Source organism: Micromonospora sp. NPDC048830 (genome assembly GCF_043198215.1).
GTDB lineage: Bacteria > Actinomycetota > Actinomycetes > Mycobacteriales > Micromonosporaceae > Micromonospora.
The window spans coordinates 1-13799 of sequence record NZ_JBICUP010000015.1 but is presented as its reverse complement, the minus strand read 5'-3'; the positions used below and the strand labels follow the sequence as shown (position 1 = coordinate 13799).

Annotated in this window: 12 protein-coding genes and 4 pseudogenes; 13 read left to right on the top strand and 3 right to left on the bottom strand. The window is 65.8% G+C overall.

Translation table 11 applies throughout. From position 1 onward, the window contains the following. The first annotated feature begins 261 nt into the window (after nt 1-261). Complete coding sequence (locus tag ACGFIZ_RS15205; protein WP_393419553.1) at nt 262-1326, top strand: integrase core domain-containing protein; 1065 nt, start codon at nt 262-264, stop codon at nt 1324-1326. Between the two features lie 21 nt (nt 1327-1347). Here ACGFIZ_RS15205 and ACGFIZ_RS15200 read toward each other — a convergent pair whose 3' ends face one another. The 3 genes and pseudogenes from ACGFIZ_RS15200 to ACGFIZ_RS15190 all read right to left on the bottom strand — a co-directional run. Further along, a complete protein-coding gene (locus ACGFIZ_RS15200) occupies nt 1348-1647 on the bottom strand; it encodes a hypothetical protein (protein ID WP_393419798.1) in 300 nt (99 codons plus the stop codon). Next, nucleotides 1640-2191 (bottom strand): annotated as a pseudogene (locus ACGFIZ_RS15195) (transposase family protein); the annotation flags it as partial. The pseudogene ACGFIZ_RS15195 and the gene ACGFIZ_RS15200, both read right to left, overlap by 8 nt. 151 nt (nt 2192-2342) lie before the next feature. Continuing rightward, nucleotides 2343-2513, bottom strand: a pseudogene (locus tag ACGFIZ_RS15190) (ribonucleoside-diphosphate reductase); the annotation flags it as partial. A 42-nt stretch (nt 2514-2555) separates the two neighbouring features. Between ACGFIZ_RS15190 and ACGFIZ_RS15185 the strand changes: the two are divergent. The 12 genes and pseudogenes from ACGFIZ_RS15185 to ACGFIZ_RS15130 all read left to right on the top strand — a co-directional run bounded on the left by ACGFIZ_RS15185 (nt 2556) and on the right by ACGFIZ_RS15130 (nt 13357). Next, nucleotides 2556-3275: a GntR family transcriptional regulator gene (locus tag ACGFIZ_RS15185; protein ID WP_347671932.1), complete on the top strand. Its 720-nt coding sequence runs from the start codon at nt 2556-2558 to the stop codon at nt 3273-3275. Between the two features lie 53 nt (nt 3276-3328). Further along, a complete protein-coding gene (locus tag ACGFIZ_RS15180; RefSeq protein WP_347671931.1) occupies nt 3329-4246 on the top strand; it encodes an ABC transporter substrate-binding protein in 918 nt (305 codons plus the stop codon). Between the two features lie 120 nt (nt 4247-4366). Further along, nucleotides 4367-5197, top strand: a complete 831-nt coding sequence (locus ACGFIZ_RS15175; RefSeq protein WP_393419550.1) for an amino acid ABC transporter permease — start codon at nt 4367-4369, stop codon at nt 5195-5197. Further along, entirely contained in the window at nt 5194-5967 is a 774-nt protein-coding gene (locus ACGFIZ_RS15170; RefSeq protein ID WP_347671929.1) for an amino acid ABC transporter ATP-binding protein, read from the top strand. Before ACGFIZ_RS15175 ends, ACGFIZ_RS15170 begins: the two co-directional genes overlap by 4 nt. A gap of 20 nt (nt 5968-5987) precedes the next feature. Then, nucleotides 5988-7175 carry an NAD(P)/FAD-dependent oxidoreductase gene (locus ACGFIZ_RS15165; protein WP_393419777.1) on the top strand — a complete coding sequence of 396 codons (1188 nt, stop codon included), beginning with the start codon at nt 5988-5990 and terminating at the stop codon, nt 7173-7175. Nucleotides 7176-7396: 221 nt separating this feature from the next. Next, nucleotides 7397-8899 (top strand): amidase, encoded by a 1503-nt coding sequence (locus tag ACGFIZ_RS15160; protein ID WP_393419547.1) that lies wholly within the window; start codon nt 7397-7399, stop codon nt 8897-8899. Further along, nucleotides 8896-10239 carry an MmgE/PrpD family protein gene (locus ACGFIZ_RS15155; protein ID WP_347672063.1) on the top strand — a complete coding sequence of 448 codons (1344 nt, stop codon included), beginning with the start codon at nt 8896-8898 and terminating at the stop codon, nt 10237-10239. The genes ACGFIZ_RS15160 and ACGFIZ_RS15155 overlap by 4 nt, the downstream gene beginning before the upstream one ends. Nucleotides 10240-10632: 393 nt before the next feature. Beyond that, nucleotides 10633-11543, top strand: a protein-coding gene (locus ACGFIZ_RS15150; protein WP_393419545.1) for an IS5 family transposase whose coding sequence is annotated in 2 segments (ribosomal slippage) — nt 10633-10971 and nt 10974-11543 — 909 coding nt in all. Because the reading frame shifts where the segments join, the coding sequence is not laid out codon by codon here. A gap of 7 nt (nt 11544-11550) precedes the next feature. Then, nucleotides 11551-11917, top strand: a pseudogene (locus ACGFIZ_RS15145) (transposase); the annotation flags it as partial. A 9-nt stretch (nt 11918-11926) separates the two neighbouring features. Then, nucleotides 11927-12064, top strand: a pseudogene (locus ACGFIZ_RS15140) (IS982 family transposase); the annotation flags it as partial. 40 nt (nt 12065-12104) lie between these two features. Further along, nucleotides 12105-12902, top strand: a complete 798-nt coding sequence (locus ACGFIZ_RS15135) for a thymidylate synthase (protein ID WP_347672023.1) — start codon at nt 12105-12107, stop codon at nt 12900-12902. After that, nucleotides 12899-13357 (top strand): dihydrofolate reductase, encoded by a 459-nt coding sequence (locus ACGFIZ_RS15130; RefSeq protein ID WP_393419542.1) that lies wholly within the window; start codon nt 12899-12901, stop codon nt 13355-13357. The genes ACGFIZ_RS15135 and ACGFIZ_RS15130 overlap by 4 nt, the downstream gene beginning before the upstream one ends. Nucleotides 13358-13799 lie beyond the last annotated feature (442 nt).

Sequence of the window (13799 nt, the reverse complement as noted above, 5' to 3'; positions counted from 1 at the left end):
CGATCATGGATTGGCCGTACTGGGAGGCGGTGGTCAGCGGGTACACCAGCACCTGCGCCACCGGCGGTCGCCGCCGCCTACGAAGCCAGCACCATCAACCCGCTACCGGCCAGCAAGGTAGCGTGAGATCAACACATCGACCCTGTCCGCCGAAACGGGTCAAGCCCAGGGGCGGATAGCTCAACGAAGCCTGTACGGTGCCAATACCTGTCGCACCTGCAGTGAGCTGGGGCTTCATGGGAATGAGGCACCTTCGTGGTCATGGTCTTCCAGCTGATCTATCTGGTCGCGATCCGCCTGTTCGACGGTCTGCTCCTCGCGGCGCGCAGCGACCGCGCGGTGCTCGCGGAGCTGCTGGCCCTGCGCCACGAGGTCGCGGTGCTGCGCCGTCAGGTCCACAGCCGACCACGACTGTCCTGGCCAGACCGGGCGATCCTGTCCGCGCTGGCCCGCCGCCTACCCCGCGCGGTCCGCATCCACCGGATCGTGACCCCGGCGACCCTGCTGGCCTGGCACCGCCGGCTGGTCCAACGCCGCTGGACCTACCCCCACTGCGGCGGCCGACCACCCGTCAGCGACGAGATCCGCGAGCTCATCCGCCGGATGGCCCGGGACAACCCCCGCTGGGGCCACAAGAGAATTCAGGGCGAGATGCTCGGACTGGGCCACCGCGTCGGCCTCGGCACCATCCGCCGAATCCTGGCCCGTGGCCGCCTCGGCCCCGCACCCCACCAGACCGACACGTCTTGGCGAACGTTCCTGCGCACCCAGGCCACCGGCCTGCTGGCCACCGACTTCCTCCACGTCGATACCGTGTGGCTGCGCCGGCTGTACATGCTGGCCGTCATGGAGATCGCCACCCGCCGGATACACCTGCTCGGCGTGACCGAGCACCCGACCCAGCCATGGGTGACCCAACAGGCCCGCAACCTGCTCATGGACCTCGAAGAACGCACCAACGACTTCCGGTTCCAAATCCGCGACCGCGACACCAAGTACGGGCGGACCTTCGACGCGGTCCTGACCGCAGACGACATACAGGTGGTGAAGACGCCGCCGCGCACACCGAGGGCGAACTGTTTCGTGGAACGCTGGAGCCGCAGCATACGCGAGGAGCGCACAGACCACCTCCCCACCTACGGCGAACGGCACGCCAGGACGGTACTGACCGAATACGTCCGACACTTCAATGATCACCGGCCGCACCAAGGCCACGGACAGGTGCCACCCAACCATCACCCGGGCGTCGCCGTGCCGATCGACGGCGTCGTTCGACGCCGACGGCGGCTGGGAGGAATCATCAACGAGTACCATCGAGCCGCCTGAACGAATCCTTGAACCCGCTGGTCAGCAGCCGGAATCTAGTTTTGGCACCGTACAGCCTTTCATTCGCCTCGCCTTCGTCCACGCGTCTTCGGAGATGGCTGCGGCGGCTCGCCAGACCGCGGGGTTACGGGTCACCCCCAACGAGAAGTCGCAGCCGGCCTCGACCGCGGCCTGCGCGATGTCCTTGGCGAAGTAGCCCACATCGCCGCGGACTCTCGGTCGGGTGGTGACCCCCGCCGCGTGTAGGGTGGCCACGCTGCGTTCGATCAGCGAGCCTGCGCCGGGGCGGGGGTCCTCATCACCGAAAAAGGTCCCGCTCATGAATCTCGGCGTCGATCACCACGGTGGCATAGCGGTGCCGCCGGCACAGAGCAAATCGTCAACGCCGATCACACGAGGCGTCCGCCCGGTGGGCAACGGGGTGCGCAGCAGTGCGCGCAGGGCCGTGTGACGGGACAGGCCCATGGCGAGTATCGCCAGCAAACACGACCCTGCCCGGCCCGCTAACTCCTTGACCACGGCTTTGACCTGCCTGTTCAGACGGGCCGTGCGGCGCTGGTATCGCTCCAACACCCCGGGAACCTGTTCGCGGAAGGTGTGGCGGCAGCCGCGCGTGGGACACACCAGACGCCGCGCACGCACGCGGACCACCACCCGGCGCCCGTCGACCGGAACGTCGGCCGCCGTCCGCCAGTGATAGCCGTGGACCCGTCCCGACGAGGCCCCGCACCTCGGGCAGACCGCGGTGTCCTGCGGCGTCCGGGCCCGCACCACGATCCGCTCACCCTCGTCGACCACGTCCTCGATGATCAGCGGGGACAGCCCCGAAGAACACCGCCTTCACAAGCTCATCGACATCCCCCACGTAGGAGTCAACGACGCCTGGCCACCCTCCGTCACCACCGAATGTGAGACAGGGCCCATAGACCGGCGCAGCTACAGAGCCACCATCGCGATCGACATCATTACAAACCATTGCGAAACACCCGCCGGACCTTAACCGAGCGGCGTTGCGTCTAGAACTCGTCGTCGAAGCTCACCGAGCCGGTGACCCCCACCTGGTACGCCGACACCCGGCGCTCGAAGAAGTTCGACAGCTCCTGCACGTCCTGCAGCTCCATGAACGCGAACGGGTTCGTGCTGCCGTAGATCGGGTCGATGCCGAGCACGGCGAGGCGCCGGTCGGCGTAACTATTGACCGGTCAAAAGTTTTTATGTACGGTCAAAACATGTCCGTTGCCAGATACCAAGCGATCCGCACCGAACTGGAGGCCCAGATCCAGTCCGGCGAACTCCCGCCCGGTGCACGGCTGCCCACCGAGGCCGAGCTGCAGGAGGCCTACGACGTCAGTCGAGCAACGGCACAGAAGGCCCTCAACGAGCTGGCCCAGGCCGGGCTCGTTGTTCGGACCCGACGCAAGGGAACGCACGTCGCCTCAGGCGCACGCCAGGTCAACCTGCTCCGCTACCTGGACCCTGCGCAGGGCAAGTCCGGCGCCCCGGAAATCCCCGGCCGGCACGCCGTCATCTCGGCAGAAGTGATCCCGGCAGCCAAGGCGGAGGTCGAGCTGCCGGGCATCGATCCAGCAACGCCGGTGACCCAGATGGTCCGTCTGAAGTACGACGTCGACGAGAACCCCATCGTGGTCGAGATCGCCGCCATTCCCTTTGCCCTCGCGCCCGACCTGCTCAGCGAGGAACTGACGCACCTGACGACTCGCGCCTACCTCAACCGCCTCGGTATCGCGATCCCCAAATCACGGATGTACTTCGACGCCGTGCTGCTCGAACAGCGCAACGCCGACCTGCTGGCTATCGAGCCCGGGCAGCCAGTTCTGCGAAGGCGCCGCCTGATGTGGCAGACCAACGGCCAGATCGCCGAGGCCGCCGTGTTCTTCGTTCGGCCCGAAACCATCGACTTCTACATCGAGTACTCCGATCCGGAGTAACCGCTATCTCGCGTGGTCCCAACCCCACGTAAGAAACAAACAAGGAGAAGGAAATGATCCGTAAGACAACCGCTGCACTCGCAGCGCTGGTTTGCCTCGTGGGGCTGGGCGCGTGCTCGAACCCGGAAGACAGCGCGGCCGGCAAGGAGCAGCAGACCAACAGTGACGCGATCGTAGAGAAGGTCCAGAAGGACGACACCGTCGCCGAGCTCCTCCCCGAGGACATCCGATCGAAGGGCGGCTTCGCAGCGGCGATCAACGCGGACTTCGCGCCGATCAAGTTCGTGGATGCCGATGGCAAGATCACCGGCCTGAACCCCGACCTGCTCCGCGCAGCCGCCAAGGTGCTCGGCACGGAGGTCAAGTTCCAGGAGGGCACCTTCGACTCGATGGTTCCCGGTCTTGAGGCCAAGCGCTTTGACGTCATCGCGTCGGTCGGAGACTTCGTCGAGCGCCAGAAGAAAATCGACTTCATCGACTACATGAAGGCCGGCACCGCGATCATGGCGCATAAGGGTGTCAAGCAGGACGAGGTCACGGCCGACACCCTGTGCGGGCTCAGCATCGGCTACACGCGCGGCAGTGCGCAGCAGGCCTTCCTCGAGGAGGCCGCGAAGAAGTGCGAAGCCGCGGGCCAGCCGGCACTGGAGCCGCGGCCCTACCAGGACTCTGGCGCCGGCATCCTCTCTGTGAAGAGCGCCCAGGACGACGCCTTCTGGGGCGACTCGCCGCAGGTCGTCTACAACGTCGAGCAGCACCCTGATCTCTACAAGACGATCTTCAACGAGACCAACATCGTCTACGGCATCGGCATTCACAAGGACAACACCAACCTCCGCGACGCCCTCCGAGCCGCACTGCTCAAGCTCGTCGAGACCGGCGTCTACGAGAAGCTCCTCGCCGCCTGGAAGCAGCAGGACCTCGCCCTGCCCGAGATGCCCATCAACTCGGACATCAGCCAGGAGGGCTGAGCCGTGTTAGAAGTTCTGCGAACATCAGTTCACACACGGGGAAAATCGGAAGACACTGCGGAGGCTCTGGCATCTCTTCCGATCCGACCGCGGCTCGGAGTCGCGCACTGGATCAGCATCGTGGTGGCGGTCTACGCGGCCCTGGTGCTCACCCGGTTCTTCGTCTTCAACGAGAACTGGCAGTGGGATGTGGTGGGCTCCTACCTCTTCAGCAAGGTCGTCATGGAGGGCCTGCGGAACACCATCTACCTAACGTTGTGCACCACGGCACTCGGGCTCGTCCTTGGCGTCATCACGGCGTGGTGTCGAATGTCCCACCTGGTCGTCCTGCGCACCGCCGCAGTCCTCTACATCTGGGTGATGCGGGCGATGCCACCGCTGGTCATGCTGCTGCTGGTGTTCTTCTTCGGAGCGCTGGTGCCAACGCTCAGTATTGGCATCCCGTTCGGGCCGACCTTTGCGAGTGTCCCGGCCAACGATGTGATCACCCGATTTAGCGCAGCCGTCATCGGACTGTCGATCTACCTCGGCGCATATTCAGCCGAGATCTTCCGCAGCGGCGTGATGGCGCTGCACTCGGGGCAGTTCGAGGCCTGCAAGGCACTCGGCCTCCCACCGCTCGCGGCCTACCGGCGCATCCTCGGGCCGCAACTGATCCGGGTGATCACCCCGTCAATGGCGAACGAGGTTATCACGATTTTTAAGAGCACCGCACTGGTCTCGGTCATCGGTTATCGCGAATTGCTGACGACCGTCCAGGTGATCTACGCGAAGAACTTCGAAACGATCCCGCTGCTCACGGTTGCCGTGATCTGGTATCTGGTGCTCACCAGCGTTGCGATGTTCGGGCAGTCGAGGCTCGAGAAGCGGTTCGGCCGAGGGTTCAACCGACGACACCGTCCCGTCTCCAAGGAAGTCTCCACGGACCTCGCTGCAGGAGTGAGCCGATGACTGACAAGCCGTTGCTTCAACTGGTGAAGGTCAGCAAGTTCTTTGGTGACCTGCGCGCGGTCAACCAGGTCAGCCTGGACATCATGCCGGGCAGCGTGACCTGCATTGTCGGGCCGTCCGGATCGGGCAAGAGCACGCTGCTTCGTACAGTCAACATGCTCGAGACCATCGACGAAGGCGCCATCCTCTTCGATGGCGCGATGATCGGGCACGAGGTCCGCAACGGTCACCGCGTGCCGGTGTCCAAGGCGGTGGCTCGCCGCCAGTGTCTCAACTTCGGGATGGTGTTCCAGCACTTCAACCTGTTCCCCAACTACACCGCTCTGGGCAACGTGACCATCGGCCCCATGATTGTCAAGGGAACGAGCCGGAAGGAAGCCGAGGCCAACGGCCGCCGCGCCCTGGAGCAGGTCGGTCTCGGCGACAGGACGGACCACTATCCCAGCGAGCTCTCCGGGGGCCAGCAGCAGCGTGTTGCGATCGCCCGTGCTCTGGCGATGCAGCCCAAGGTACTGCTGTTCGACGAGCCGACCAGCGCCCTCGACCCAGAGCTGGTCGGCGAAGTCCTCGAGGTCATGCGTGGCCTGGCGCAGAGCGGGGCGACGATGCTGGTGGTCACCCATGAGATGCGCTTTGCCGAAGACGTCTCCGACGAAGTCGTGATGATGGATGCCGGTCAGGTCATCGAGCGCGGCAACCCGCGGACCATTCTGCACAACCCCTCGACCGAGCGCGCGAAGAAGTTTTTCGCATCGGTGAACGTTGGGTGAGGCCTGCCCACCGCTGACCGCTGCAATCGCCCAACCAAGACAAGTCCCTACATGAAGAATCGGGTAGCGAAGTGAATCGCAGGGTGCTCATCGTTGGCGCCGGAGTAATTGGCTGCAACCTCGCCTACGAGCTGACAAAGCGAGGTGCCGCGGTCACCGTGATCGACGCCGCAGAGGTCGCTTCGGCCACGAGCTCGGCCACCTTCGCCTGGGTCAACGCCTACAACAAGACGCCGGCTGAATACAACAAGCTCAACGTGCTCGGGCTCGAAGCACATGAGCGCGCCAGCCGGACGTTCGGGAGTGAGAGCCATTGGTTCCATCAGATCGGCAACATTCACATCGCACAGACGCCTGAGGAGATGGCGGCGCTCAAGCGGAAGGCCGAGCACCTCGTATCGACCGGCTACCGAGCCTCGGTACTGAAGGCCGGTGACGTACTCGAACTCGAGCCGGCGCTGGACCCGGAGCGCATCTCGGGCGGCGTCTTGTTCCCCCATGAGGGATGGATCGACACGTTCATGATGTGCTCGAGCCTGCTGCACGCCGCCCGTGAAGCCGGAGCCGTCTTCTTGTCGTACGAAACCGTCACGAGCATCAGCAGCACGGGCATCACGACGAAGAGGCCGGATGGGTCGACCCGGCAACATGAGGCCGATGTAACCATCCTGGCAGCCGGCAACGGGAACCGACCGATCCTTGCCACGGCAGACATCACGTTCCCGACGGTCGACTCTGCCCGTCGTCACGACACGACGTCAGCAGGCAGGCCTTCCGTCGGTCTCATCAGCACGACCGGTCCGGTTGACTCCGGCATCCGGCACATCGTCCAGGGCAAGGACATCGCGCTCCGCCCGGACCGCAACGGTGGGGTCACCTTCACTGACTCACCGACCGGCGGCCAGTGGGGCTTGCAGGATCCCAGGATCTGGTCAATCCCCAACCTGCTGCTGGAGCGAGCCAAGCGGCTCTACCCGTCGCTCGCAGAAGCCACCACCGAAACGGTGCGACTTGGCACCCGCGTGCTGCCAGAGGACGGCCTGACGATCGCCGACTGGATCGGCGGCAGCCGCTCGATCTACGCAGTCGCCACCCACAGCGGCGTCACCTTGTCCGCGCACCTGGGCAACGTGGTCGCCGAGGAAGTGCTCGGCGGTCAGCGACACCCCTCGCTCGACTCGTTCGGGCTGTCCCGATTCGCCAGCTGAGCCATGACATCTACATCACCCGAGGATGTCCAGGCAGCGTTGAACGCCGCTGGCCTACCCCTCTCGCCCGCGCAGGCGGCAGCGATCGTCGAAGGCTGGCGACTGATGGAACCGATGGTCGTTCGTCTTCGCACGAGCGGCTTGGATTGGGAATCGGAGCCTGCGCATCTCTTCCGTGCCGGCGCACACACTCACCCACCCGAGTCTGGGGGAGATGACTGATGCAGATTCCCACGATTGCAGAAGCGTCAACCCTGATCGCTGCTCGCGAGCTGTCTCCGGTGGAGTTGGTGGAACAGTGCCTGTCGAGGATCGAGGCGCTCGATAGCACGCTGAACAGCTTCATCACCCTCACCCCCGAGCGCGCGCTGACCGAAGCCAAGGCGGCCGAGGGACGCATGATGGCCGGCGAGCTCCGCGGAAGGCTGGACGGCATCCCGATCGCGCACAAGGACATCTTCAACACCCGGGGCATTCCCACCACGGCGAACTCCCGCGTGCTGGAAGGCTGGCTTCCGAGTGAAGATGCACAAGCTGTTGCCCGCTGGGCAGAGGCGGGCACGTCGATGTTGGGCAAGCTGACGCTTCACGAGTTCGCCCTTGGCGGCCCGTCCTTCGACCTCCCGTGGCCGCCGGCTCGCAACCCCTGGAACCCCGACCACTTCACATCGGGGTCCTCGAGCGGCACTGCGGCCGCCATCGCCGCAGGTCTGATCCTCGGGGGATCCGGCTCCGACACCGGCGGCTCGATCAGGGAACCTGCATCGATGTGCGGCATCAGCGGCATCAAGCCTACCTATGGGCTCTGCAGCCGCCGCGGCATCCTTCCCCTCGCACCGTCGCTCGACCATCCCGGCCCCATGGCTTGGACCGCTGAAGACTGCGCGCTGCTACTGCAAGCGATGGCAGGACACGACCCGGCGGACCCCGCCAGCGTCAATCGTCCCGTTCCCGACTTCAGCGCCGGGCTCGGCCAAGGAGTCAAGGGACTGCGCATCGGTGTCGCTCGGGAGTGGCACGAGTCGGAGAGTCCCGTGAGTCAGGCGGCCCAAAAGGGCATTGATAACGCCCTCGCGGTGTGGAGCGAACAGGGTGCCGAGATCACAGAACTCGCGATGCCCTCCCTACGCGAGTACCAAGAGCTCACCCTCATCATTCTGACGTGCGAGGCATACGCCTTCCACGAGCAGAATCTGCGCCGCCGCCTCCACGACTACGGCGAGATCTTGCGCGACCGTCTGGCGCTCGGCGCTCTCCTGACCAGCGCCGACTACCTCCAGGCCCTGCGCCGCCGCAGCAACCTGTGTGCCAGGACCGCCAATGCCACCTCTGACGTCGACGTCATCGTCACCGCAGGCGTAGGCAGTGAGGCGGCCCGGATTGACAGCGTGTCGAAGTGGGGTCACCTGGCGAATCCCGGGTTCACGAAGCCGTTCAACCTCACAGGCTGGCCGGCGATCTCGGTGTGCTCCGGGTACGGAGAGGGCGGCCTGCCGGTCGCCGTACAGATCGCTACTCGACCATTCGGCGAGCCCCTGCTGTTCCAGGTCGCTGATGCGTTCGAAAAGGCGACGGCCTTCCGTACCTCCCGCCCGTCCCTCACTTTCGGGTCATCTGGCCAAAGCAACGGATGCGCCCGGGCTAGCGACCTGGAACGCGAGGGCTGGACCGACCTCGTACCCGCTCCCGCCCCAAGGACCACCGGTCAGGTGACAGACTCGTGAAGGAAGACATGTTCGCTACACAGGTCCTCGCGGAATGGGCTGCTGGGGTAGACGCTGTGCCGCCCCCGGTCGGCGAGAGCGTGCGGACCCATGTCATCGATACCCTTGGTGCTGCGGTCGCCGGGGTGGGGACGATCAACTCTGCCACCATTCGTGCTGCTGCTCCCGCGATCTGGGGGCGCGGGACGGCGGCCATGTGGTTCACCGGCCAGTCGACGACCGTCGCGGGCGCCGCCTTCGCCAACGCCGCTGCTTCCTGTGCGCTCGATCTGGACGATGGACACCGGCAGGCCGCCGGCCATCCCGGCGCCGCGGTCGTTCCCGGAGTGCTCGCGGCTGCGGCCGGATCCCCTTGGAAGGACGTTCTCGCCGCGATCGCTGTCGGTTACGAGGTCGGGGTACGCATCTCGGCGGCGAGAGACCTGACCTCAGTTCCCACCACCAACACCGGAATCTGGGGTGGTCAGGCCGTTGCTGCGGCCGTCGGGACCCTCCGCCGGCTCCCTCCGGAGCAGATCGCCCATGCGATCGCGATCGCCGGAATCACCGCTCCGAACCAGTTCGCGACGTCCTACACGCGTTTCCGTGCCAACAACGTCAAGGAAGGAATTCCCTGGTCAGCCGCGAACGGGATCCTGGCAGCGACTCTCGCCGAAAGCGGCTTCGCCGGTCCCATCGATATTCTCGACAACGACCAGATCTTCGATCGCGACCGGATTCTCACGAATCTCGGAGAGCCGTGGAGCATCCAGACGGCCTACATCAAGCCCTACAGCTGCTGCCGATGGCTTCACGCACCCATTGACGCCCTGGCAGAACTGCTCGCGGCCGAGGAGATCGATCCGGCTCAGATCACCGGCATCCACGTCGAGACGTTCGGCCGGACGCTCACCCTGAGCAACGAGATCGCGCCGACAAGCATCGAAGGCGCTCAGTATAGCCTTCCGTTCTGCATCGGCCTCGCAGCGGTCCGCGGTCCTGATGCACTGCTGGTGCTCTCCCACGGCGACCTGCACATTCCGCAGGCTCGTGACCTCGCTACGAGAGTCACATGGAGCATCGATCCCGAATTCGACGCTGCGTTCCCGGCCGCGACCCCGGGCAGGGTGACCGTTCAGACGGAGCGCGGTGCCTTCATGCGGACCGTGACCGCGCCTCGCGGCGAGCCCAGCAACCCGCTGTCGCGGGCTGCCGTCGAGGCGAAGTTCCGGGCGGTTGCACAAGAGCGGATCAGCGAAGACACCGCGTCACAAATCCTCCACGCTGCCGTGTCAGCTGGGAATGCGGACGACATCCTTCACCTGCTCGGAGCCGAACAGCCGACAGCGATCCGCGTGTGAGCCTCTGGCCGCACCGCTGACGCCCCAGTCGCCCGGCCCGGCGGACCGGGCGACTGGGGTAACCAGCAATACTGCCCGCGCCCTGTTGGAAGGCCACGCCCCACGTGTGGTCGCCGACGTGCACCCTACGCAACCGCGCCGCCGACAACCCGGCTCCCGGCCTGCAACGCGCCGCCGCCTACCTGTGTAGGTATACAAACTGTGAGAGGGCGGTCCGAAGATGTTTGAGTTGATCTAGACTTTGCGTCTGGTTGGAGATCTTTCGGCCGGTTCGCTATGAATAGTGACCGGCCGATGTGGTGGAAGGTGAATCCTGGTCGTGACCGTCGGGCGGCTGCGGCGTTAGGGCGTGTCTTGTGGATCTTCGAGGGCGGATCCGGTAGATAGATTGGCGTGTCGCGACGGCATGAACTGACCGATGACGAGTGGGCGCTGCTGGCGCCGTTGCTGCCAGCGGACCCGTCGCGTGGGGGCCGGTGGCGGGATCACCGGACGACCATCTCCGGGATCTTGTACCGCGAACGTACTGGGATTCCGTGGCGTGACCTGCCGGAGCGGTTCGGTCCGTGGAAGACGGTCTACCAGCGGAAACGCAGGTGGGCGATGGACGGCACCTGGACGCGGATCTGCGCGGCGTTGCGGATCGACTGCGACGCCGAGGAAGGCGACGAGTGGACGGTCGGGGTGGACACCTCCTCGATCCGGGCGCACCAGCACGCGGCGGGTGCGCGGCACGCCCCGGCGGCGGATCACCCGAAAAGGGGGAAGCCGCCAGGGACGAAAAGGGCGGAAGGGAAGCCCTCGGCCGGTCCCGTGGCGGGTTGACCACCAAGCTGCACCTGGCCGCTGACCGGCGTTGCCGTCCGATCGCCCGGCACACCACGTGCGGGCAGCGGGCCGACTGCACCGGCTTCGCGCAGGTCATGGCCGCTATCCGGATTTCCCGTCGGGTCGGCCGGCCGCGTACCCGCCCCGGGCATGTCCTGGCTGACAAGGCGTACAGCTCGAAGGCCATCCGTGCTCACCTACGCCGCCGCGGCATCAAGGCCACGATCCCGATCAAGGCTGACCAGGCGGCCAACCGCCGCAAGAAGGGATCTCGCGGCGGCCGGCCACCGAACTTCGACCGGGAGCGCTACAAGCAGCGCAACACCGCTGAGCGGGCGTTCAACAAGCTCAAGCAGTTCCGGGCGGTCGCGACCAGGTACGACAAGCGCGACTACATGTACCGGGCCACCGTCGACATCGCCACGATGAAGATCTGGCTACGCGACCTCACCCAAGATCGACGAGACACGGCCTAGGTCGGTCATGGGTGATCGAAAGCCGTACCCCAGTGACCTCACCGACGAGCAGTGGGCGTTGATCGGGCCGTTCCTGGAGGCGTGGAAGGTCAAGCGTGTCTCGGTGTCGGTCTCGGGTCGTCAGGGTGACTATGACCTGCGGGAGATCGTGAACGCGATCTTTTACCAGAACCGGACCGGCTGTCAGTGGGCGTACCTGCCGCACGACCTACCCCCGGAAGTCGGCCACCTACTACTACTTCGCCCTGTGGCGTGACGACGGCACCGACCAGGTGATCCACGACCTCCTGCGCTGCCAGGCGCGGGAGAAGGCCGGCCGCCGGGAGGATCCGACCGCGGTCGTGCTGGACACCCAGTCGATCCGGGCCGCGAACCAAAACCTTCTGGAACAGCACGGCGGACGCACCATCGACGGCGTCGGAGTCCGCGTCGCGCAACGCCTTTTAGCCCTGACCGCCGCCATCTGGCACAACCGAGCCACCGGCCAACCGATCACGCGTTCTCTGACCGCCTACGACCACTACTCCGTTAGCAACTACTCGTCTCCTCTAGGCTCCGGGCATGCCGGACACGCAGTACGAAGACCTGCTCCGCCACGTGCTTGACACGGGCGCCCGCAAGGAGGACCGCACCGGCACGGGCACGCGGTCGCTCTTCGGTCACCAGCTGCGCTACCGGCTGTCCGACGGCTTCCCGCTGATCACGACGAAGAGGGTCCACTTCCGCTCGATCGCGTATGAGCTTCTGTGGTTCCTGCGCGGCGACGCGAACGTCACGTGGCTACGGGAAAACGGCGTCACGATCTGGGACGAGTGGGCGGCGCCGGACGGTGATCTCGGCCCGGTCTACGGCGTGCAGTGGCGGTCGTGGCCGACCCCGGACGGCGGGCACGTCGACCAGATCAGCGAGGTGCTGCGCACGCTGCGCGAGAACCCCGACTCTCGGCGGATCATCGTGTCCGCGTGGAACGTCGCCGACATCCCGCGGATGGCGCTGCCGCCGTGCCACGCGTTCTTCCAGTTCTACGTCGCCGACGGCAAGCTATCCTGCCAGCTGTACCAGCGCAGCGCGGACCTGTTCCTCGGCGTGCCGTTCAACATCGCGAGCTACGCGCTGCTAACGCACATGATCGCCAAGCAGGTGGGCCTCGGCGTCGGTGACTTCGTCTGGACCGGAGGCGACTGTCACATCTACGACAATCACGAAGACCAGGTCCGCACGCAGCTCGCGCGCGAGGCGCGGAGGTTCCCCACGCTGAGCCTGAAGCCGGCGGACAGCCTGTTCGAGTACACCTACGAGCACGTCGCGCTCGACGGCTACGACCCGCACCCCGGCATCAAGGCACCGGTGGCGGTGTGATCGGGCTCGTCTGGGCGCAGTCGGCGAACGGCGTCATCGGCCGCGACGGAACGCTGCCGTGGCACCTGCCGGAGGACTTAAAGCACTTCCGCTCCCTGACCACGAGCGCGACCGTGCTCATGGGCCGCCGCACCTGGGAGTCGCTGCCGCCGCGGTTCCGGCCGCTGCCGGACAGGCGCAATCTTGTGCTGTCGCGCACGCCGCAGGAGGGCGTGGAGACGTTCCCCAACCTGCCGCAAGCGCTCGCCGCGGTGTCCGGGGATGTGTGGGTGATCGGCGGCGCGGCGGTGTATCGGGCGGCGCTGCCTCTCGCGGACCGGCTCGTGATCACCGAGATCCGGGAGTTCTTCGAAGGTGACACGCACGCGCCGGACATGGGGCGTGCGCCAGACTCCGTTGGGGCGTGGCAGGAGTCGTCGACCGGGCTGCACTACCGTTTCCTGACCTGGGACTGAGGTCAGCGACGGCAGCGGTTGTAGCCGGTCTGGCCGGGCAGGTACCGAAACGCCCCAGGCATCCGGACGGGCAGGAACCGCAGCCAGCGGGCTCGGCGTGCTGACGCGGTGAGGGCTTGTGGCCGGTATCGGGCCGGCGGTGACGGCGTGGCAGTACGTGTCCGAGCGGAAGGCCGGGTTTGGTTGGCGGATGCGGGACTGTACATAGCTCCTCTGTCAAGCCTCGGCCACGCAGTCGGTGCGTAAGGCCTGGTAGACGACGTCGGATAGGCGTCGCTTCAGCGAGCCACCCCCGGCGTGTTCAAGACCAAGGTCGTCACCCGCGGCGTCGGGGCCTGTCCGATTTTCGGCTCTGGCACAGAAACGGTGGTGGGCACCGTCCTGAGTCGCCGGTGTTGTAGGTGATCATGACTTCGGTGTGACGTGATCAAGTCGGTATTCC

What these genes read in the sequence shown, in the direction of transcription:
- ACGFIZ_RS15180 (WP_347671931.1), top strand. Translation starts at nt 3,329, where the DNA reads ATGATCCGTAAGACAACCGCTGCACTCGCAGCGCTGGTTTGCCTCGTG.
- ACGFIZ_RS15135 (WP_347672023.1), top strand. Translation starts at nt 12,105, where the DNA reads ATGCCGGACACGCAGTACGAAGACCTGCTCCGCCACGTGCTTGACACG.
- ACGFIZ_RS15160 (WP_393419547.1), top strand. Translation starts at nt 7,397, where the DNA reads ATGCAGATTCCCACGATTGCAGAAGCGTCAACCCTGATCGCTGCTCGC.
- ACGFIZ_RS15170 (WP_347671929.1), top strand. Translation starts at nt 5,194, where the DNA reads ATGACTGACAAGCCGTTGCTTCAACTGGTGAAGGTCAGCAAGTTCTTT.
- ACGFIZ_RS15205 (WP_393419553.1), top strand. Translation starts at nt 262, where the DNA reads ATGGTCTTCCAGCTGATCTATCTGGTCGCGATCCGCCTGTTCGACGGT.
- ACGFIZ_RS15185 (WP_347671932.1), top strand. Translation starts at nt 2,556, where the DNA reads ATGTCCGTTGCCAGATACCAAGCGATCCGCACCGAACTGGAGGCCCAG.
- ACGFIZ_RS15200 (WP_393419798.1), bottom strand. Translation starts at nt 1,647, where the DNA reads ATGAGCGGGACCTTTTTCGGTGATGAGGACCCCCGCCCCGGCGCAGGC.